Origin of the sequence: Priestia sp. BR_2 (assembly GCF_041954005.1) — a bacterium.
Taxonomy (GTDB): Bacteria; Bacillota; Bacilli; order Paenibacillales; family Paenibacillaceae; genus Paenibacillus_AQ; species Paenibacillus_AQ lautus_A.
The window spans coordinates 60,402-80,704 of record NZ_JAVFHM010000192.1 but is presented as its reverse complement, the minus strand read 5'-3'; the positions used below and the strand labels follow the sequence as shown (position 1 = coordinate 80,704).

16 protein-coding genes are annotated in these 20,303 nt (G+C 54.3%); 3 read left to right on the top strand and 13 right to left on the bottom strand.

Annotated features, from left to right (window positions below):
* Positions 1-98: 98 nt before the first annotated feature.
* Positions 99-1,535: a VanW family protein gene (locus RB298_RS13150; RefSeq protein WP_192570431.1), complete on the top strand. Its 1,437-nt coding sequence runs from the start codon at positions 99-101 to the stop codon at positions 1,533-1,535.
* A gap of 73 nt (positions 1,536-1,608) precedes the next feature.
* Here RB298_RS13150 and RB298_RS13145 read toward each other — a convergent pair whose 3' ends face one another.
* Both RB298_RS13145 and RB298_RS13140 read right to left on the bottom strand, forming a co-directional pair.
* On the bottom strand, positions 1,609-2,349 hold the full coding sequence (locus tag RB298_RS13145) for a hypothetical protein (protein ID WP_486047291.1): 741 nt from the start codon (positions 2,347-2,349) through the stop codon (positions 1,609-1,611).
* Positions 2,350-2,415: 66 nt separating this feature from the next.
* Positions 2,416-3,144, bottom strand: coding sequence for a polymer-forming cytoskeletal protein (locus RB298_RS13140; protein WP_486047290.1), 729 nt, complete (start codon positions 3,142-3,144; stop codon positions 2,416-2,418).
* Positions 3,145-3,561: 417 nt separating this feature from the next.
* Here RB298_RS13140 and RB298_RS13135 point away from each other — a divergent pair, with 417 nt between their 5' ends.
* The gene (locus tag RB298_RS13135; protein ID WP_009594263.1) at positions 3,562-4,335 is read left to right on the top strand and encodes an alpha/beta hydrolase; all 774 of its coding nucleotides are present in this window, start codon (positions 3,562-3,564) and stop codon (positions 4,333-4,335) included.
* 204 nt (positions 4,336-4,539) lie between these two features.
* Here RB298_RS13135 and argH read toward each other — a convergent pair whose 3' ends face one another.
* The 8 genes from argH to RB298_RS13095 all read right to left on the bottom strand — a co-directional run bounded on the left by argH (position 4,540) and on the right by RB298_RS13095 (position 14,175).
* Positions 4,540-5,955 carry an argininosuccinate lyase gene (argH, locus tag RB298_RS13130; RefSeq protein WP_486047289.1) on the bottom strand — a complete coding sequence of 472 codons (1,416 nt, stop codon included), beginning with the start codon at positions 5,953-5,955 and terminating at the stop codon, positions 4,540-4,542.
* Positions 5,956-6,221: 266 nt separating this feature from the next.
* Positions 6,222-7,454 (bottom strand): argininosuccinate synthase, encoded by a 1,233-nt coding sequence (locus RB298_RS13125; RefSeq protein ID WP_015737700.1) that lies wholly within the window; start codon positions 7,452-7,454, stop codon positions 6,222-6,224.
* Between the two features lie 106 nt (positions 7,455-7,560).
* Entirely contained in the window at positions 7,561-8,517 is a 957-nt protein-coding gene (gene argF, locus RB298_RS13120) for an ornithine carbamoyltransferase (RefSeq protein ID WP_009594235.1), read from the bottom strand.
* Positions 8,518-8,575: 58 nt separating this feature from the next.
* Positions 8,576-9,793, bottom strand: coding sequence for an acetylornithine transaminase (gene argD, locus RB298_RS13115; protein ID WP_486047288.1), 1,218 nt, complete (start codon positions 9,791-9,793; stop codon positions 8,576-8,578).
* A 253-nt stretch (positions 9,794-10,046) separates the two neighbouring features.
* The gene (gene argB / locus RB298_RS13110; protein ID WP_036660318.1) at positions 10,047-10,883 is read right to left on the bottom strand and encodes an acetylglutamate kinase; all 837 of its coding nucleotides are present in this window, start codon (positions 10,881-10,883) and stop codon (positions 10,047-10,049) included.
* Between the two features lie 32 nt (positions 10,884-10,915).
* Complete coding sequence (gene argJ / locus RB298_RS13105) at positions 10,916-12,142, bottom strand: bifunctional glutamate N-acetyltransferase/amino-acid acetyltransferase ArgJ (protein WP_375121456.1); 1,227 nt, start codon at positions 12,140-12,142, stop codon at positions 10,916-10,918.
* Between the two features lie 18 nt (positions 12,143-12,160).
* Positions 12,161-13,216 (bottom strand): N-acetyl-gamma-glutamyl-phosphate reductase, encoded by a 1,056-nt coding sequence (gene argC / locus RB298_RS13100; RefSeq protein WP_192570423.1) that lies wholly within the window; start codon positions 13,214-13,216, stop codon positions 12,161-12,163.
* 389 nt (positions 13,217-13,605) lie between these two features.
* Positions 13,606-14,175, bottom strand: a complete 570-nt coding sequence (locus tag RB298_RS13095) for a GNAT family N-acetyltransferase (RefSeq protein ID WP_192570422.1) — start codon at positions 14,173-14,175, stop codon at positions 13,606-13,608.
* A gap of 147 nt (positions 14,176-14,322) precedes the next feature.
* On the opposite strand from RB298_RS13095, the gene RB298_RS13090 reads away from it, so the two are divergent.
* On the top strand, positions 14,323-14,865 hold the full coding sequence (locus RB298_RS13090; protein ID WP_213580640.1) for a hypothetical protein: 543 nt from the start codon (positions 14,323-14,325) through the stop codon (positions 14,863-14,865).
* A gap of 101 nt (positions 14,866-14,966) precedes the next feature.
* Here RB298_RS13090 and RB298_RS13085 read toward each other — a convergent pair whose 3' ends face one another.
* The 3 genes from RB298_RS13085 to secA all read right to left on the bottom strand — a co-directional run bounded on the left by RB298_RS13085 (position 14,967) and on the right by secA (position 19,800).
* Positions 14,967-15,872: a YitT family protein gene (locus RB298_RS13085; protein WP_009594247.1), complete on the bottom strand. Its 906-nt coding sequence runs from the start codon at positions 15,870-15,872 to the stop codon at positions 14,967-14,969.
* Between the two features lie 26 nt (positions 15,873-15,898).
* Positions 15,899-17,012, bottom strand: a protein-coding gene (gene prfB / locus RB298_RS13080) for a peptide chain release factor 2 (RefSeq protein ID WP_096775885.1) whose coding sequence is annotated in 2 segments (ribosomal slippage) — positions 15,899-16,939 and positions 16,941-17,012 — 1,113 coding nt in all. Because the reading frame shifts where the segments join, the coding sequence is not laid out codon by codon here.
* 274 nt (positions 17,013-17,286) lie between these two features.
* The gene (secA, locus tag RB298_RS13075; RefSeq protein WP_375121460.1) at positions 17,287-19,800 is read right to left on the bottom strand and encodes a preprotein translocase subunit SecA; all 2,514 of its coding nucleotides are present in this window, start codon (positions 19,798-19,800) and stop codon (positions 17,287-17,289) included.
* Between the last annotated feature and the right edge of the window lie 503 nt (positions 19,801-20,303).

Genomic DNA, 20,303 nt, shown 5'->3' with positions numbered 1-20,303 from the left:
GTTACCTTTTGAGTACCCGAAAGTTTGAGCCCACCGTGACATATACATGAACAAGTGCATGTACTGCGGCCAATACGAAGTTAAGAAGGTGGTTTCAAATGAAAAAAATTCATCTCGGTCTCATCTTTGTCATCAGTATCGCTCTTCTCCTCTCCGTCGGTTTCGGTCTATTGACGATGTACGCGAACCAAAAGGAGCTGCCGAAGGGAGTCGTTCTCTCCGGCTGGCAGGTAGGGGGGCAACCCGCCGACGAGGTATTGTCCGAGCTGGAACAGCGGCTCCACGCCATGACAAGCATCAAGGTGACGCTGGAGTCGGAGGCCCTCAAAGGGCGCACGGAAAGCTTCAGTCTCCAAGAAGCCGGCGTTCGGTTCAGCGCAGCCGATTTCAAAGAAGCCATTGCCAAGCTGTCCGAAGGATCGCTATGGGAACAGGTTCTTTACCGGCGGCAGTTTCAGCTGGAATGGCATATATCCACCGACTGGAATCGCGACGTATTGAAAGGGCGGTTAAACGAAGACTGGCAAAAAGAACGCTTTGGAGAGCCTGTCAACGCAGTGCGGAGCATTTCCGATGACGATGTGGTCCGGTATACCCCGGAGAAAACCGCGTACCGCATCGATTGGCCTGCGTTCTATGAAGGGTTCAGCGCAGCGCTTCCGAACGAGTCCCACTTCACGGAACCGTATCCGGAAGAAGCCATTGCGGTGCAGCTGCCTCTTATCCGTCAAAAGCCCCCCGTTACCGTAAAGTCGCTGCAGGACGAGGGCATTGAGCGAAAAATCGTTGAATTCTCCACCGGTCTTGGATCCAGCGGGCCCGGACGCGTACATAACGTAACCGCTGCCGCCAAAGCCGTGGACGGCATGATTCTGAAGCCCGGCGATGAGTTCAATTATGCTCATATCATTGATGTTGCGAAGAAGGAGTATGGATTTGAGGAAGCTCCCGTCATCGTGAACGGCAAGCTGGTGCCCGGTATCGGGGGCGGGATCTGCCAGGTATCCAGCACGGTGTATCATGCCGCCCTGCTGATCGGGCTGGAGATCACCGAAAGGCGGAATCATTCCCTTCCGGTCAGCTACTTGCCCAAGGGACAGGACGCCACCTTTGCCGAAGGGGCGATCAACTTTCGCTTCCGGAACAATACAGGCAAGCACCTGCTTATCCTGTCCGAGGTATCGCACGGCAATTTAACGCTGAAGATGTTCGGCACCTTCCCGGAAAATACGGAATACGAGCTGGTATCCACCACGATTGAAACCTTGCCTTCGCCGGAAAAGGTCATCCACAACAACTCGCTGCCGCCGGGATTGAAGCAGGTGGTTCAAAACGGAAAACCAGGCTATGTGGTAGAAACCTACCGAACCAAGAAAGTGAACGGGAAGGTCGTGGAGAACGTGAAAATATCCAAGGATACCTACCGTCCCCAGAACAGCATCGTTGCCATCAATCCGACGAACGAGGTCCCGCTGCCGGATGCGAACGAAACGCCCAAAGAGGAAGTCGTTGAGGACGGTATCAGCGCCCCGTAAATCGAAGCTGGCACGAAACAGCCCGCATTCGCGAATCGAACCGCGAATACGGGCTGTTTTCCTTGCCGTTATTTTAATGTCGTGCATCGATTTTATAATAGCTTCCGATTTCCGCCTGGGCATCTGCGCTGAACGTCTCGGTATACTCCACCCGGCCGATGGAGCAGCCCTTTCCGATATGGACTCTACTACCCCTGACAATGGCCGCGCTCGTATTCTCCAGACGGATATCCTCGCCTTCAACCAGCTCGGCATTCAGATATCCGATCCGTGAGGAACGGAACCATTTGGCCAGCATCGTTGGAGCTACGAAGACCGTGCGGCTTCGGAGTTCGTTGACGCGCGAGGCTTGCGCAACGAGCCTCAGCGTCAATTCCCGAGCTATCACGGACCCGCTCACGCGTAGTATGCCGCGGACCGTCATCTCTTCGGCTTCCAGGTTGCCGCCAACATCCAGGGTACCGTTCACGACGCCTTTGACCGCAAACAGATCGGCTCCCGTGCTCAAGCCGCCATTGATTCCGATGCGGCTGATCCTGACGCTTCCGCCGGCATCCAAGCTTCCATTCACCCGGACGTGCTCCATCTGGACATGATGGGACACCTTCACATGGCCGTTCACTCTAGCCTGCCTTCCGAGCAGGCTTCCGTTTATGACCGCGCTCCCGTTGCAGCTTAGCAGATGGCAATCCGTGTCGCCATGAATGACGCCTTCACCGTTTATCCGAAGCTTGCCGACAATACCGCCGCCAACGACACCGTCACCCGTTATGGAAACACCGGGTCTATCTACGGCTGTTCCGTTATGCACCATATCGCTGCCTCCTTGCCATCTATTCGGCCTATGCCCGGATGTTTGGCCCAATGTCGCCCTTAAAACTTAAAGCCGCCGGGATGCTCTGACCTGGGCTTCCGGATGCTGCGTCAATTCATCCCGGTATTCCACTTGCCGAATCTCGCACCCTGGGCCGAGAATCACCCGGTTGCCGCGGACGATATCGGCTTCGACATACTCTAGATCCAGGACATCGCCCTCAATAATGCGTGCCTCCAGCCGCGTTCCCCGTAATGGCAGGGACAGCATCTCCCAGAGACGCTTTCCTTTTTTGCGGATCGTGATCCGGTCTCCGACGATTTCCTGCGCAAGGCAGCGGCCCAACAGCCGAATATCCGCTGTTCCTACATGCAGGCGGCCATCGATCTTGAAGCCCCCATGAAACGTGGCCGTCTCACTCCGCACGTCACCATGGCTTCTCAGGTTTCCGGTTACATCAAGCCTCTTCGATTCGGAATCACCGTGAATGCTGCAATGCCCCCCGATAAAAATGGATCGGCTGCGCACGCCTCTCTTCACGCTCAGGCTGCCGGCTACATGCAGCTCCTCCGCGTCCACCGTCCCCTTAATGGTTCCCGAACCGTTCACGCGAATCTTGTCGGCAGCTACGTCGCCGTTCAAACTCATCGTTCCGTTGCCTGTTAATTCCCGGCAATCCAAATCTCCATTCACCTGCCCGGCACCATCGATTCGCACCTTGCCGTATTGGCCGCCGCTTGAGCTGCCGGTTCCCGTAATCTTCAGATCGGACAGTTTATCGTCATGTGGTATCATAAGCATACTCCTCCAGATTCACAAATAGGATCATCATGCTATATCTTAATTGGACGCTCGCTAAACTTTTAAATCCATGCTATCGAATCCTCCACCAGATGGAGCCATAATCTCCCTCTAAGATAACACAACGCAGCGCATCATAGAACGGCCCGATGGCTGAACCTCGCCTCGGTCTGAAGACCGAGGCGTTTTATGCACGGATTCATTCCATCCGTTTCGACTCGGTCGCCGACCCCCTTTATGCTCCTGGAGAATGGCGAAGCTTCCGAATGCAGCAGACTTTAAATCCGTGCTCGCCCGCCGCAGACGATGACTTAGATTTACTTGGAGCAAGGGGGATCGATTGTGATATGATCCTAATAGGCTCGTCACTTTGATCTCTCATTTTCAAAAATGAAAGGGGATACATAATCCATGGCTCTTATGCAATGTCACTTTTACTCGGAGGTGCTCGGTCTCAGCACGTCCATGACCGTCATTCTCCCTCAGCAAACCTCTTCACAAATCGGCATGACGAATCATGCCAAAAGCGGTCTGCATCCGACGCTCTTCCTCCTCCACGGCCTGTCCGACGACGATTCCATCTGGCTGCGCAGAACCTCCATCGAACGCTACGTGGCCGAGATGGGCATTGCCGTCGTTATGCCGCAAGTGCATCGCAGCTTCTATACGGACATGGAATACGGAGGAAAATACTGGACCTTTATCAGCCAGGAGCTGCCGGCCATCGCCCGTTCCTTCTTCCCGTTATCCCACGCGAGGGAAGATAACTTCGTCGCCGGGTTGTCCATGGGCGGCTACGGGGCGTTCAAGCTTGCCCTTCGCTGTCCCGAATCCTTCGCCGCTGCTGCCAGCCTGTCGGGCGCGCTCGACATGGCGGGTCATATTAATAGGAACGAGGCTTTGTTTGAGCATCGTTTAGTCTACGGAGATCGGGACATTACCGGCACCGACAATGACCTGTTGTGGCTGCTTCAGGAAGTGGACCGCTCGGAGGGACCGAAACCGCTGCTGTATCAATGCTGCGGAACGGAAGACTTCCTCTACCAAGACAATCAAGCGTTCCGCAAAGCCTGCGAAGCAACCTCCCTGGATCTCACGTATCAGGAAGGGCCGGGCGGCCACGATTGGGGATATTGGGATACCCATATCCAGGATGTTCTGAAATGGCTTCCGTTGAAAGCCTGATGAACCCATAATATCCACGCCATGAACGTGCTTGCGGTTCATTCGCAGTTCCATGGGGTGTACTGGGTGCACTTCTCTTCATGAGAGGATTTTAGGCAATCCCTCGTTCAACGAATCTCATCGTTACACAACAAAAGGTGGATCAGCAAATATAGCTTTTGCCGATCCACCTTTATTTTTACTACTTCAAGTTTTCTGTATCCTTTACTCTGCATTCCCCTGGCGGAGACCCAGCCATTCTTCCGTGACCTGAAGGGTCTGCACGCTGCGGTCGATCGCCGCTTTCACCTGCTCGGTTGCCGTGCCGCCGTAAACGTTACGCGCATTGACCACCGTCTCGGGTTGAAGCACGCCATAGATGGAGTCGTCGAACAGCTCGGAGAACTGCTTGAATTCGTCCAGCGTCAGGTCCAGCAGGTATTTGTTGTTCTGGATGCAGTACAATACGGTCTTGCCGATCACTTCGTGCGCCTGGCGGAACGGAAGCCCTTTGCCGACCAGGAAGTCCGCAATATCCGTTGCATTCGAGAAGTCGGTGTTCACTGCTTCGCGCATGCGGCCTTTGTTGACCTTCATCGTGGCGATCATCGGCGCGAACAGCTGCAATGCGCCTTCCAGCGTAGCCACCGTGTCGAACATGCCTTCTTTGTCTTCCTGCATGTCCTTGTTATAAGCAAGTGGCAGCGACTTCAGCACGGTAAGCAGACCCATCAGGTTGCCGTATACCCGTCCGGTTTTGCCGCGGACAAGCTCGGGCACGTCCGGGTTCTTCTTCTGCGGCATAATGCTGCTGCCCGTGCAGAACGCATCATCCAGCTCGACGAAGTTGAACTCGGTGCTGCTCCAAAGCACCAGCTCCTCGCTCAAGCGGGACAAGTGCATCATGATGATGGAAGCATCCGAGAGGAATTCCAGGATAAAGTCGCGGTCGCTGACCGCATCCAGGCTGTTCTCGTAAACGCCGTCGAAACCGAGCTGCTCGGCCACGAAATGGCGGTCGATCGGGAACGTTGTGCCCGCAAGCGCGCCTGCCCCGAGCGGCAGCACGTTAATGCGCTTATAGCTGTCGATCAGACGGTCGATATCCCGCTGGAACATGGACACGTAAGCCATCAAATGATGCGCGAACAGAATCGGCTGCGCACGCTGCAGATGCGTATACCCCGGAATAATCGTATCCAGGTTATCCTTCGCCTGCCCGATCAACGCGGTCTGCAGCTCGTGCAGCATGCCGGTCAAAGCCACGACGCGGTTGCGCAAATACAAGTGCATGTCCGTTGCCACCTGGTCGTTGCGGCTGCGGCCCGTGTGGAGCTTGCCGCCGACAGGTCCGATTTCCTCGATCAGATTTTTCTCGATGTTCATATGGATATCCTCATCCGATACGGAGAACTCGATGCTGCCCTCACGGATGCGCTCCAGCACTTTGCCCAATCCTGCCTTGATCGTCTCCACGTCTTCCGCCGGCACGATGCCGCATTTGCCCAGCATGGACACATGCGCAAGGCTTCCCTGGATGTCCTCCTCGGCCAGCTGCTTGTCAAAACCGATGGATGCCGTATATTCCTCCACCAATGCGTTGGTCTGCTTCGTAAAGCGTCCGCCCCATAACTTGCTCACAACACTTGCCCCTCTCTGATTTAAGGCAGAGGGCCGCTTCCCGCTTAAGAGGTTCCTTTCATCCCGTTGCACGAGAATCGACGGCGCTCTCCAGCATGAAAACGGCCTTCAGCCTGTTCATTACTAGTACGTCCATATCCATACGCTTATATTCGATCAATTACCGGATATAAGACATGAGACTTCATATCATGTATCCTTTGGCCGCGTTCGTTACCGCGCTCAATCCGATGCGCTTGTTCCGTTACACGAGCCCTCAGACTGTTTTATTGATTCTGATTCACGCCGGTTGCCACTTTCAAACGCAATGCGTTCAAGCGGATAAAGCCGGTAGCGTCGCCTTGATCGTAAGCTTGCGTCGGATCGGCTTCCATCGTGGCGATGTCCGGGTTGTACAGGCTCACCGGACTCTTCACGCCTGCGCCGATCACATTGCCTTTGTAGAGCTTCACGCGCACCGTACCCGTAACGTTCTTCTGGCTCTCGGTCACCAGCGCCTGCAATGCCAGACGCTCCGGCGCAAACCAGAAGCCGTTATAAACCAAGGTGCTGTAGCGGGTAATCAGGCTGTCGCGCAGGTTCATCACTTCACGGTCCATCGTGATGGACTCCATCTTGCGATGAGCGGTGAACAGGATCGTGCCTCCAGGAGTCTCATAGACGCCGCGGCTCTTCATGCCGACAAAGCGGTTCTCCACCATATCCACGCGACCGATGCCGTGCTTGCCGCCCAGCTCGTTCAGCTTCTCCATCACTTGCAGCGGGCTCATCGACTCGCCGTTCAGCGCAACGACATTCCCTTGCTCAAACGTAAGCTCGAGGTATTCCGCCTCATCCGGCGCATCCTCAGGCGATACGCTAAGAAGGTACATATCCTTGCTGTCCTCCGCGCTTGCATCGAACCAAGGGTCCTCCAGCACACCGCTCTCGTAACTGATATGGAGCAGGTTGCGGTCCATGGAGTAGGATTTCGCAGCGGATGCCGTTACCGGAATGCCGTGCGCTTCCGCGTAAGCGATCATCTCCGCGCGTCCCGGGAAGGAGTTTCGGAACTCCTCGATGCGCCAAGGCGCGATCACTTCAATGTCCGGTGCCAAGCCGGCTACGCCCAGCTCAAAACGAACCTGGTCGTTCCCTTTGCCCGTAGCGCCGTGCGCAATTGCCGTCGCGCCTTCGGCACGTGCGATATCCACCATGCGTTTCGCGATCAACGGACGCGCGATGCTGGTGCCGAGCAGGTACTGCCCTTCGTACATGGCACCCGCCTGGAACATCGGGAAGATGAAATCATTCGCAAATTCGTCGCGCAGATCGTCGATGTACACTTTGGAGGCGCCGGTCGCCAGCGCTTTTTCCTCAAGTCCGTCCAGCTCTTCCTTCTGGCCGATATCGGCCGTGAAGGCAATGATCTCCGCATCGTAGGTTTCTTTCAGCCACTTCAGAATGACGGACGTATCCAGACCGCCGGAATACGCCAATACGATTTTTTGTTTTGCCATGGTTTAACTCCCTCTCTTTGTTACTAACAACCCTGTCCTTCATTATACTAAAGATAACGTCCATTGACGCATTTTCATAGAGAATGTTCGCTGGTCATCGGCGGCTCTATGCCATCAAAGCAACCATCAAAGCCTTCTGGGCATGGAGACGGTTCTCGGCCTGATCGAAAATGACGGAATTGGCACCGTCGATCACGCCTTCGCTGACCTCTTCGCCGCGGTGGGCCGGGAGGCAATGCAGGAACAAGTAATCCGGCTTCGCCGCTTTCACCAGCTCTTCGTTTACCTGGTAGTCCGCAAAAGCGGCTTCCCGCTGTGCCTGCTCCTCTTCAAAGCCCATGCTTGCCCATACATCCGTGTAGATCACGTCCGCATCCTTCGCAGCTTCGAGCGGGTCTTGGGTAATCGTGATTTTGCCGCCCGTTTGCGCCGCGATTTCCTCGCTCAGCTTCACGATGCTGGCATCTGCCTCATAGCCCTTCGGACTGGCCACGGCCACATGCATGCCCATCTTGGCACCGCCGATCAGGAGCGAATGCGCCATGTTGTTGCCATCGCCGATAAAGGCCATTTTGAGACCTTTCAGCTTGCCCTTGTGCTCCAGCACCGTCTGCAAATCAGCCAGTACCTGACATGGATGCGCCATGTCGCTCAGGCCGTTGATGACCGGAATCGAAGCATATTTCGCAAGGTTGACCACGTTGTCGTGCCCGAAGGTACGGATCATCAGGCCGTCCAGATAACGGGACATCACCTGTGCCGTGTCGCTGATCGGCTCGCCGCGTCCGAGCTGAATATCGTTTTTGCTTAAAAAGAGCGCATGTCCGCCCAGCTGGAACATCCCAGCCTCGAACGACACCCGCGTCCGCGTGGACGACTTCTCAAAAATCAAGCCGATCGTCTTGCCTTTCAGCGGCTGATAGACTTCCCCGTTCTTCTGCTTGCGCTTGATCTCGATTGCCGAATCGAGCAAGAACTGAATCTCTTCCGTCGAGTATTCGTCCAGCTCGATCATATCCCGCCCTTTCAGGCTTAATTCCTTCAATTGTCCGCTAGCGGCCATATTCTTCAGTCCTCCTTAACCATGCTGTTATTGTCCATAATGCTGCTGTACGATTCTTCTATGCTTGGCTAACCGCCGTATGCTCATGTATAAGTTCCGTAACGATCGACACCGCCTGGTCGATCTCTTGTTTCGTGACGTACAGATTCGGAAGCAGCCGGATCACGTTCGGTCCTGCCGTTACGAACAGCAGCCCGCGGCTCTGTCCTTTCAGCACCAGCTCGCCAACCGGTTCGACGCATTCGATGCCGATCAGCAGGCCTTTCCCCCGGATCGCGTTCACAAAAGGATGACTGCCCAGGCTCTCATTCAGCTTCGTCATCAAATATTCTCCGGCTTCGGCCGCGCGCTGCGGCACGTCGTCCTCCAGCATCGTCTCGATGGTGGCCTGGATGACGGCGCTGGCAATCGGCGTGCCGCCAAACGTCGTGGCATGGCTTCCTGCCGTGAAGGCTTCGCGCAAGTAAGCTTTGCCCAGCATCGCGCCGACCGGGAACCCGGAGCCGAGCCCTTTGGCCACGGTGAAAATATCCGGCTCGATGCCGTAATGCTCGTGCGCAAACAGCTTGCCGGTCCGGCCCATGCCCGTTTGCACCTCGTCCACGATCAGCAGCAGTCCGTGCTTCTTGCACAGCCCGGTGACGGCTTGAAGGAATTCCGGTTCCACCGGATGCACGCCGCCCTCCGCCTGCACCATCTCGATCATGATGGCTGCGGTATTGTCGTTAATGGCTGCTTCCAGCGCCGGAAGGTCATGCAGGGGAACGCTTTTGAAGCCTGCCGGAAGCGGGAGGAAGCCTTCCTTCACCTTATCCTGGCCGGTGGCCGTCAGCGTAGCCAGCGTCCGACCATGGAAGGACTGGGTAAACGTAATGACCTCGTAGCGTCCCGTTCCCTTCACCTTCTGATGGTAGCGGCGTGCCAGCTTAATGGCAGCTTCGTTCGCTTCGGCCCCGCTGTTGCAGAAGAAGACCGCATCCGCGCAGGTGTTGGCTGTCAGCAGCTCGGCTGCTTTTTCCTGGCCCGGAATGTGGAACAGGTTCGAGACATGCCACAATTCATCCAGCTGGGCCTTCAGCTTCTCTTTCACTTTTACCGGGGCATGGCCGAGATTCGTTACCGCCAGACCGGCCATAAAATCAAGATACTTATTGCCTTGGTCGTCCCATAGCCAGCTGCCCTCCCCTTTGACCAGGGCGATTGGGTATCTGGCGTACGTTTGGAACAACGAGCTTTCATTAGCTGCTTTGATACCGCCTGCTGCTTCTTTTCCCATAGCCTTCACACACTCCTTTGCATTTGGCATTGCTTCGTGTTTCACGTTTGAACCGTCCTACGATATGAACATCCATTAAGCTTAACCAGCACTGCGAATTCGGATCATTCCTCCGATCCCTGTTGCCCACAGATTTTCATGGAATCATGTAATCAAGGATAAATTCCGTGGACAAAGGCGACCGCGCTGCTTCTCCAGAACAATTCCACCTTCTCCGTTGAAGCCGTTATATTCTACAATTTCGAATCTAAATCTACATCCGCACGATGCGCGTGCCCAGCACTTCGCCTCCAAGCACCCGGCTCAGCACGTTCGGCTCGCTTCCGTCCACGATGACGACCTCGCTCACTTTGCCGTGAATGCAGCTGATGGCTGCTCTTACCTTCGGTATCATGCCGCCATAGATTTCGCCCGTTCCGATCATATCCTCGATCTCCTGCACCGTCACGGTCGGAAGCACCCGCTTCTCGCCGCCCGATCCCTTCATGATCCCCGGCACGTCGGTGACAACGATCATCCGGTTAACGCCCAGATGAGAAGCCACGGCACCAGCCGCCGTATCGGCATTGATGTTATAGCGCTGACCGGATGGATCCACGCCGATCGGCGCAACCACCGGCATGTACCCCATCTCCAGCACGCCGCTCAGGATCGATGACTTCACCAACGTGACGTCGCCGACCCAGCCAACCTCCGCATGGTTCGTTACCGGTTTGGCCTCGATCAGCCCGCCGTCTGAACCGGACAAGCCGATGGCAGAACCGCCCACGCTTTGAATCCGTCGTACGATCTGTTTATTGATGGTGCCCGCAAGCACCATCTCCACGACGTCCAGCACATCCTCCGTCGTCTTGCGCAGACCGTTCACGAACTCGGTCTCGATGCCGAGTTTCTCCAGGTTGCCGGAAATTGCGGGACCGCCGCCGTGCACGATAACAGGGTTAACCCCCTTATCCTGCAGATTCTTCAAATCCTCGAAGAAGCTGTCCGGAAGGGCCGCGAGCGTGCTGCCGCCGCATTTCATCACAAACGTATCCGCGCTTGAGGTTTGAACCGGCTGCGAATTCTCCTGATCGATCGTGCTCTTCATATCCATCTCCTCCGTCCTGATTTTTTAGTTATCTAAGTACGATAAGCCGCATTAATGCGGACATAGTCATAGGTTAAATCACAGCCCCAAGCCGTAGCCGACCCGCTGCCGATATGCAGCTTCACGTCGATATCCACGGTGTCGCCTTGAAGGTACGCCAGCGCCGCATCTTCGTCAAAAGCAACGGGCCTTGACTGCTCCAGCACCGAAATCGGACCAATGGCAATATCCACCGTCTCCGGATTGACCGGACGGCCTGCGCGGCCCACAGCCGCAATGATCCGTCCCCAGTTGGCATCCGCACCGAACACCGCCGATTTGACCAGGCTGGAGCCGATGATCGTCTTGGCGATCGCTTGCGCGTCATCGTCGCTTTCGGCGCCGTCCACGCGAACCTCGATCAAGCGGGAAGCTCCCTCTCCGTCACGTGCGATCGCCTTCGCCAGCTGCTGGCACACATAGTGGAAGCCGGCTGCGAATGCATCCCAATCCGGATGCTCCGGCGTTAACACGTCATGCCCCGCCAGGCCGCTGGCCATCGCAACCAGCATATCGTTGGTGCTTGTATCGCCGTCCACCGTAATCATATTAAAGGTCAGGTTGGTCGTTTGGCGCAGCAGCAGCTGCAGCGCTTCCTGACCAATGACCGCATCCGTCGTCATGAATCCGAGCATGGTCGCCATGTTCGGATGAATCATCCCCGATCCCTTCGCCGTGCCGGCGATGGTCACCTTCGTGCCGTTAACCTGTACGGTAACGCAGGCTTCCTTTTTTACCAGATCGGTTGTCAAAATCGCTTGGCTGAAGCTTTCAGCCCCTTCGCTTTCGCCGCTGAGCCGCGCAGGCAAGCCGGCAATACCGGAGGATACTCGGTCCATCTTCAGCAGCTCCCCGATGACACCCGTCGAAGCAACGGCCACATCGTTCACGTCCAGGCCGAATTGCGCAGCCGTGCTGGCGCGCATCGTGTATGCATCCTCTTCGCCCTGCTTGCCCGTGCAGGCATTGGCATTCCCGCTGTTCACGACAATCGCGCGAAGCTTGCCGTCCTCCAAGCTTTCACGCGTTACCTTCAGTGGTGCCGCTTGGAACAGGTTCGTCGTATAGACGGCAGCCGCCACGGCAGGCACATCGCATACAATGACGCCCAGGTCGTTACGGTCGGTCTTCTTAAGTCCACAGTGGAGCCCGGCAGCCTTGAAGCCTTGCGGCGTTACGATGCTGCCCCCATCGATAATCGCAAACGTATTCTCTCCCATGTCTGTATCCCCAGCCGCTTACGGATAAATCGGCGTAAACGTAAGTCCGAGGCTCTCCTCCCATCCCATCATCAAATTCAGGTTCTGGATCGCCTGCCCGGCCGCACCCTTCACCACATTATCAATGACCGATATAATGGTCACTCTGTTCGTGCGCGCATCCACCGCAAAGCCGATATCGCAGAAGTTCGACCCGCTGACTTCTTTTGTTGCAGGCCATACGCCCAGGTCGCGGATTCTCACAAATTTACGATCCTTGAAATACTGGCGGTACAGTTCAATGAAATCCTCTTCCGTGTAAGGACCGTTCAGCGTGGCATACATGGTGCTCATGATCCCCCGCGTCATCGGTACCAGATGCGTCGTAAAGGTGACCGTGATCGGTTCGCCCGCTACCTGCGTCAATACCTGCTCGACCTCGGGAATATGCTGATGCTTATTCACCTTGTAGGCTTTGAAGTTCTCGTTGATTTCAGCATAATGCGTCATCAGGCTCGTTCCCCGTCCTGCACCGGACACGCCGGATTTGGCGTCGATAATAAGGGATGAAGCATCGATCCAGCCCGCGCTGATGGCCGGAATCAGGCCCAGCAGCGTCGCGGTCGGATAACAGCCCGGATTGGAGATGAAATCCACATCGCGGACCTCTTCGCCAAACACTTCGCACAGGCCATATACGGCCTTTTCCAACAGCTCCGCGCTCGGAGCCGCGTGTTTATACCACTGTTCATAAACGGCTCCATCTTTCAAGCGAAAATCGCCCGAGAGATCAATGACCTTCAAGCCTGCATCCAGCAGCTCCGGTACCAGCTTGGCACTGACGCCCGAAGGCGTAGCCGCAAATACCAAGTCGGCCACCTCGGCGATTTCCGCCGGGTTAACGCCATCCAGGTTGCGTGTGATGATATTGGTCAAATGCGGAAATCCGTCCGATATCGGTACGCCTGCCGTCGATGAAGAGATTACCGATGTAATCTCAACGCGCGGGTGCGCTTGCAGCAAGCGGATCAGTTCCACGCCACCGTAGCCGGTAGATCCAACAATAGCAACTCTTACTGTATTTGTGTCCGTCATATCCTCATCCCTCTCCCCAAGGAACAGCTGAAGGACCTTATGCAAGGTCCCATTCATCCATCCTTCATCTCTACCCCATGCTCTTCCGTTTCCTTCTTCCGATCGAGCCATGCCGCCGCCTAAATTCCTCTTCATCCTATGTTGGGTATCAAAAACCACGCGTGTCCGCTGATGATTCTTGGTATCATTTTGCTTCAAGAAGCAGTCAGGCTGGTCATGAACTTCTTCGGAAGCGTTCCGTTTCCTGCGTCAAAAGCGATATGTGCTTCCAAGGTATTCATTGACTTTATCCGTCTCATAAATATGTATTATTATACGACCGTATTCATATAAATACAATGGATTATTCAAATTTGGTCCAAACTGCTAACGAGCTCCGAAGGCAATGTCTATCGAGATGGATCGAACTCTTCTTTCAGAATGGAATAGAGTTTGAGGTCCCAATGCTGCCCCTTAACCTTGATCCCCTTCCTCACCGTCCCCTCATAGGACATGCCGATCTTCTCCATTACGCGCTGAGAGCCGATATTCTCCACCAAACATCGAGCCTGCACACGTACAAGCTCCATACGGCCGAAACCAAGCTTGAGCAGCGCAGAGGCCGCCTCGGTCATGATGCCTTGTCCCCAACAATCCCGTGCCAGCACATATCCGATCTCCGCGGCCTGCTGCTCGGGCTTCCACCATACAAAATCAACCGTCCCGACCAGTCTCCCGCTCTCCTTCAGCTCGATCCCCCACGGGGCAATATCATGCTTGGCATACTGAGCCAGTATGAATTGAATAAACCGCTTGCTGTCATCGATCGAGCGATGGGTCTCCCAAGTAACGTATTTCGCCACCTCATCGTCTGAGGCATAGGCATACATCTGATCGGCATCCTGCATCGATACTCTGCGAAGGCGCAGACGTTCGGTTTCCAGCACCGGCAAACTGCCGTAGATCTGTTCGATTTCCATTCGTAACTCCCCCTGTTCTATAAACTAAGACTTCACGCTCCCTATTACTTTTAACCTAATAAATAAGTCTATCGACCTAAACAGTGCTTTGATATAATCCTCTTAGGGAAATATGTTCCTACAACTTAGATTCCTGGAGGTAAAACCATGATATTCAAAAGAACGACGGGCCTATTATGTTTTCTCTTACTGATCTGCCTCACGTGGCAGGCTCCTCATCCCAGTTTCGCTGCCGCTTCAACCACCCAAGCAAAAACCAAACCTGCGCCAATGTTAATCCTTAACAAGAACACGGCGGCTTATTTGAAAAAAGGAGTCATCCCAGGCTTTGGCGGCGTCCAATTCGGCATGACCCAAAATCAGATCGCCTCCAAATTGGGAAAACCTGTGAGTTCATTCTACCACTACGGCGGCGAGTTTTGGAAATTCAAAAATATTTCGTATGCCGGATTTAATTTCGAAAACCCTTATACAGGCTCAAACGGCATGTGGTGTTTGTTGATAGGTAAAGAAGGCTTCCCGGACCAAACCTTTGCGGACGTCAAAAAGCATTTAGGCAGCGCCTACGAAATGTATTATAACGACATGGAAGAGGCATACGAGATGGTCTACACTTTCGGCAAGACCCGCATCTCCTTCATGGCGGACACCTCGAAGTCAAAGATTACGCTAGTTCAGATCCGTCGGTAACGATCCCATTACATAAAAAAAGAAGTAACCCATGCTCAGACTACGCTGTCTGACGAATGGTTACTTCTTTTTTATAGAGAGTATGCTGACGAGCCGAGAGGCTACGCCTTAATATTGCGGAATCCTTCGCCCAATACCTCATGGGCATTGCTAATGATGACGAAGGCATTCGGATCCACCGATTGGACCACCGTTTTGAGACGGGGAATTTCGCTCTGTCCGACGACGACCATCAGGACCGTCCGGTGTTCGCCCGTATAGCCTCCCTCTGCGGTAAGCTTGGTTAAACCGCGGTCAAGGTCCTCGAGAATGGCCTTGGTAATCGGCTCCGTATGATCGGATATAATGTAGGCCACCTTGGTAAAGCTAAAGCCCAACTCAATGGCATCAATCACTTTGCCTGTCACGTACAGACCAATCAGCGCGTATAACGCCTGCTCCAGCGACAATACGAGGGCTGCCGACGAGATTACGATCGCATCCAGCAGTACGACGCAGACGGAAAAGCTGAGGCCGCTGTATTTTTGCAGGAGCTGCGCCACGATGGTCAACCCGCCGGTTGACCCCCTGCCGCGATAGACCAGCCCCATGCCGATACCGACGCCGATACCGCCATAAATCGATGCCAGAAGCGGGTTAGAGGTTGGAATCGGCCAGTCCTTGGTCAAAAAGACGAACAGCGGCAAAATCACGCTTCCCAGCAGGGAGCGGATGCCGTAGTCGCGCCCAAGCAGCCAAAAGCCAAGCACGAACAAAGGAATGTTCAGCGCCCACTGCGTAAAGGCCGGTTCAATGCCGAGCCACGCTTGCGCAAGAACGGACAAACCCGACACGCCGCCCGAGGCGATATGATTGGGCAGGAAAAACAGATTAAACGACAGCGCCATAATAAAGGAGCCGACGATAATAAAGATTGCGTCCACCGTCTGCCGGAGCGGACCGTTGATCGGAATCAAGGGTTCTCTTTTTCGTTTGTTGATCGATGGATTGCCAGCGGATTGCGCCATAGTTCTATAAATCTCTCCTCAACGTCCTACTCGACTTCCTGCTTGATCTGGCTGCGCAAATACCCGTCGATAAATCCGTCCAAATCTCCGTCCATAACGGCGCCGACATTACCGGTCTCTACTTGCGTCCGATGATCCTTGACCATGCTGTACGGATGGAATACATACGAACGGATCTGGCTGCCCCAAGCAATATCGGACTGCTCGCCGCGGATCTCCGCCAATTCCTTCTGCTGCTCCTCGATTTTGCGTTCGTAGAGCTTGGAACGAAGCATCGTCATCGCCCGCTCGCGGTTCTTGATCTGGGAGCGTTCATTCTGGCACGTCACCACCACGCCGGTTGGCAAGTGCGTAATCCGTACGGCCGAGTCCGTCGTATTGATATGCTGTCCGCCGGCGCCGCTCGCCCGGTACGTGTCGATCTTCAGATCCTCGGTACGGATGTCGATCTCCACGTCATCCGTAATTTCCGGTACGACGTCACAGGACACGAAGGACGTATGCCGTCTGCCCGAAGAGTCGAACGGAGAGATCCGAACCAGTCGATGGACCCCTTTTTCAGCCTTCAAATATCCGTAGGCATTAAAGCCTTTGATCAATAGGGTTACGCTTTTGATTCCCGCTTCATCGCCAGGGAGATAATCCAGCGTCTCCACCTTGAAGCCGCGCTTCTCGGCCCATCGCGTGTACATGCGGTGCAGCATTTGGCCCCAGTCTTGAGACTCGGTACCACCGGCGCCGGGATGCAGCTCAAGAATCGCATTCATTTTATCGTAAGGCTGGTTCAGCAGCAGCTGAAGCTCAAATTCCTCCACGCGCCCAACCAGGTCCTTGATCGTCTCACCGATCTCTCCCGCAAGGGAGTCATCGCCCTCTTCATCCGCCAGCTCGATCATCACGACGGCATCATCGTAATCCGCCTGCAGCTTCTGGTATTGATCCACGGATGACTTCACGGCATTCATCTCGGCGATTAGCGCCTGAGCCTTCTCATTATCGTCCCAGAAATCCGGAGCCGCCATCTTCTCCTCAAAATTCTCAATCATTTCCTGTTTGAGATCTAAGTCAAAGAGACCCCCTAAGATTGGTTAGTTTTTTGCTGATTTCACGCAGGTCCTGCTTCACACTTGGATCGATCATGAGTCCTCGTCCTTTCTTATCTACACGTAATAATTTCAGTATACCCTCTCCTCCATGGAAAACGTTCCATTTCAAGAGAATTTCACGTTGCTGTACCAGGAATTTCGCCGTTTATTCAGATAAACTCCCTTAAGCGCGGCAGGGGGATTCGGATCACCGTGGAAAAGACCACCATCACCCGGTTCATCTGCCGCTCTTAAGGGAGCCAGAAAAATCCGCGCCCATCACCTGGACGGGCTATTCTATACGATTCATCGCTTTTGGGTCGGATCGCTTACGCGTTCTGTCCATGGCAATGCTTGTACTTCTTGCCGCTGCCGCATGGGCACGGGTCGTTCCGGCCGATCTGTTCAGCCACCTGGACCGGACGCTTCTCGGCAGGTTCGCTGCTGCTGTTCGTGGAGACTTTGTTCTCGTCCACGACCGCTTGGCGCTCCTGGTTCGTTGCGATTTGAGCCTTCATGATGTAGGTCGCCACTTCTTCCTGGATCGTAGCGATCATCGCATTAAACATTTCGAAGCCTTCGAATTGGTATTCGCGAAGCGGATCGGTACCGCCGTATGCACGGAGGTGGATGCCTTGACGCAGCTGGTCCATCGCATCGATGTGATCCATCCACTTGCTGTCTACCGCGCGCAGCACGATAACCTTCTCGAACTCGCGTACCATTTCTTCGCCGATGGCTTGCTCGCGTTCTTCGTATTTCTTCATCACGCGATCGAAGATATACTCGGTAAGCTCTTCGGCTTCTTTGCCCCACAGATCCTCGCGGGTAACGGCACCCTCGTCCAGCAGCTTGCTGTTCACGTAGTCTGCCACTTCCTGCAGTTCCCAGTTCTCCGGAATGTCATCGCTGCAGTGAGCCTGCACGACGCGGTCAATGACCGGCTTGATCATCTCGACAACGATTTGCTTGATGTCTTGGGATTCCAAGATCTCGCGGCGCTGCTTGTAGATAATCTCGCGCTGCTGGTTCATGACGTCATCGTATTGGAGAACGACTTTACGCATATCGAAGTTGTTGCCTTCTACCCGCTTCTGCGCGGATTCAACCGCACGGGTAATCATTTTGCTCTCGATCGGCTGATCTTCTTCGAAGCCAAGGCGTTCCATCATGTTCAGCACGTTGTCCGTACCAAAACGCTTCATCAGCTCATCGCCGAGGGACAGATAGAACTGGGTAGACCCCGGGTCACCCTGACGACCTGCACGGCCGCGCAGCTGGTTATCGATCCGGCGCGATTCGTGACGCTCCGTACCGATAATGTGAAGTCCGCCAATATCCTGTACGCCTTCGCCAAGCAAAATATCCGTACCGCGTCCCGCCATGTTCGTCGCGATCGTGACCGATCCCGGCTGTCCGGCGCGCGAGATGATTTCCGCTTCCTCCGCATGGTATTTCGCATTCAGGACTTTATGCTGGACGCCTTTGCGTTTCAGCATTTCAGACAAACGCTCGGAGTTCTCGATGGAAACCGTACCCACCAGAATCGGCTGGTTTTTTTTATGCCGTTCCACGATCTCGGCTACTACCGCCTTGAACTTGCCATCTTCGCTCTTGTAAACCACATCCGGCATGTCGACACGCTGATTCGGTCGGTTCGTCGGAATTTGAAGCACTTCAAGACCGTAAATTTTCTTGAATTCTTCTTCCTCCGTCTTCGCCGTACCCGTCATACCCGCCAGCTTGCGATACATCCGGAAGTAGTTCTGGAAGGTAATCGTCGCAAGAGTCATGCTCTCGTTCTGAACCTCAATGCCTTCCTTCGCTTCGATCGCCTGGTGGAGACCGTCGCTGTAGCGGCGTCCAGCCATCAGACGGCCCGTAAATTCGTCAACGATGACCACTTCGTCGTCGGTAACCACGTAATCCACATCGCGGCGCATGATCACGTTCGCTTTCAGCGCTTGTACAATGTGGTGATTCAAGGTTACGTGGTTGTGGTCATACAGGTTCTCGATTCCGAAGGAACGTTCAGCCAGCGCTACGCCTTTTTCCGTCAAGGCTACGGATTTGACCTTAATGTCTACCGTGTAATCCTCTTCGGCCGTCAGACGCTTCACGAACCGGTCGGCTGCAAAATACAGCTCGGTCGATTTCTGAGCTTGTCCCGAAATGATGAGCGGCGTACGCGCTTCGTCAACCAGGATGGAGTCCACTTCGTCAATGATGCAGAAATACAGCGGACGCTGTACCATCTGCTCTTTGTAGAGGACCATGTTGTCACGCAGATAGTCAAAACCGAACTCATTGTTCGTCCCGTACGTAATATCGCAAGCATAAGCCTGCTGTTTATCCGGGTGCTCCATGCCGCTTAGGTTAACCCCAACGGATAGACCCAGGAAGTTATATATTTGCGCCATTTCTTGGCTGTCACGCTGCGCCAAATAATCATTGACGGTAACCACGTGAACGCCTTTGCCAAGCAGGGCATTTAAGTAAACCGGCAGCGTACCTACAAGGGTCTTACCTTCACCGGTTTTCATCTCTGCAATTTTGCCTTCGTGGAGGGCCATCCCCCCGACCAACTGCACGTCATAGTGACGTTTGCCAAGCGTCCGTCTGGAAGCCTCGCGGACTGTCGCAAACGCTTCGGGAAGCAATTCCTCCAGCGTCTCACCTTTCTCGATCCGCGCACGGAACTCCTCGGTTTTGGCTTGCAGCTGCTCATCGGAGAGCTTCTCAAAATCCGGTTCCATTTTGTTGATTACATCGACCGTCTTCATGAGACGTTTGACATCACGCTCGTTGGTGTCGCCGAAAATCTTTTTGACAAGTCCTAGCATGGTTAACCCCTTTCGTGCAAAACAAGTGATAGAATCAACTTCATTAAATGCCAAAGGGTTAAATGATGAAATCGATTCATTGATTCCTTATGATGGTCCCATTTCATGCAGGCTAAAAAGCCCGTCCCATAAAATGAGGGTTTGCATAAATTGTAACAGTTTGTAAGGGATGCCGCAACAATATGTGCTATTACAAGAGGTGTCTGTTACGCGAAGCCTTACTCTATGAGACGCGGAGAGGCCCAAAAAAGTTGCGTGGAGCATTTTCCCGGCGCGCAGCAATGGAATTATCTTCATCCCCGAAGTCAAATTCTACATCTAATGAGGACAGGAACATCGATGTCCATTGTAGGGAATAAGCAGAGGATGAGGCCTGAAGCCACCGTCTGGAGCAATCGCTGAATTATCAGCTAAATGGGCTTCAATCCACCTATATAGGAAGCCCTAGCTTTGTGTCATCTGAGGCTATTGTAAGAAGAACCCATGAAGTTCCTTATGAACCC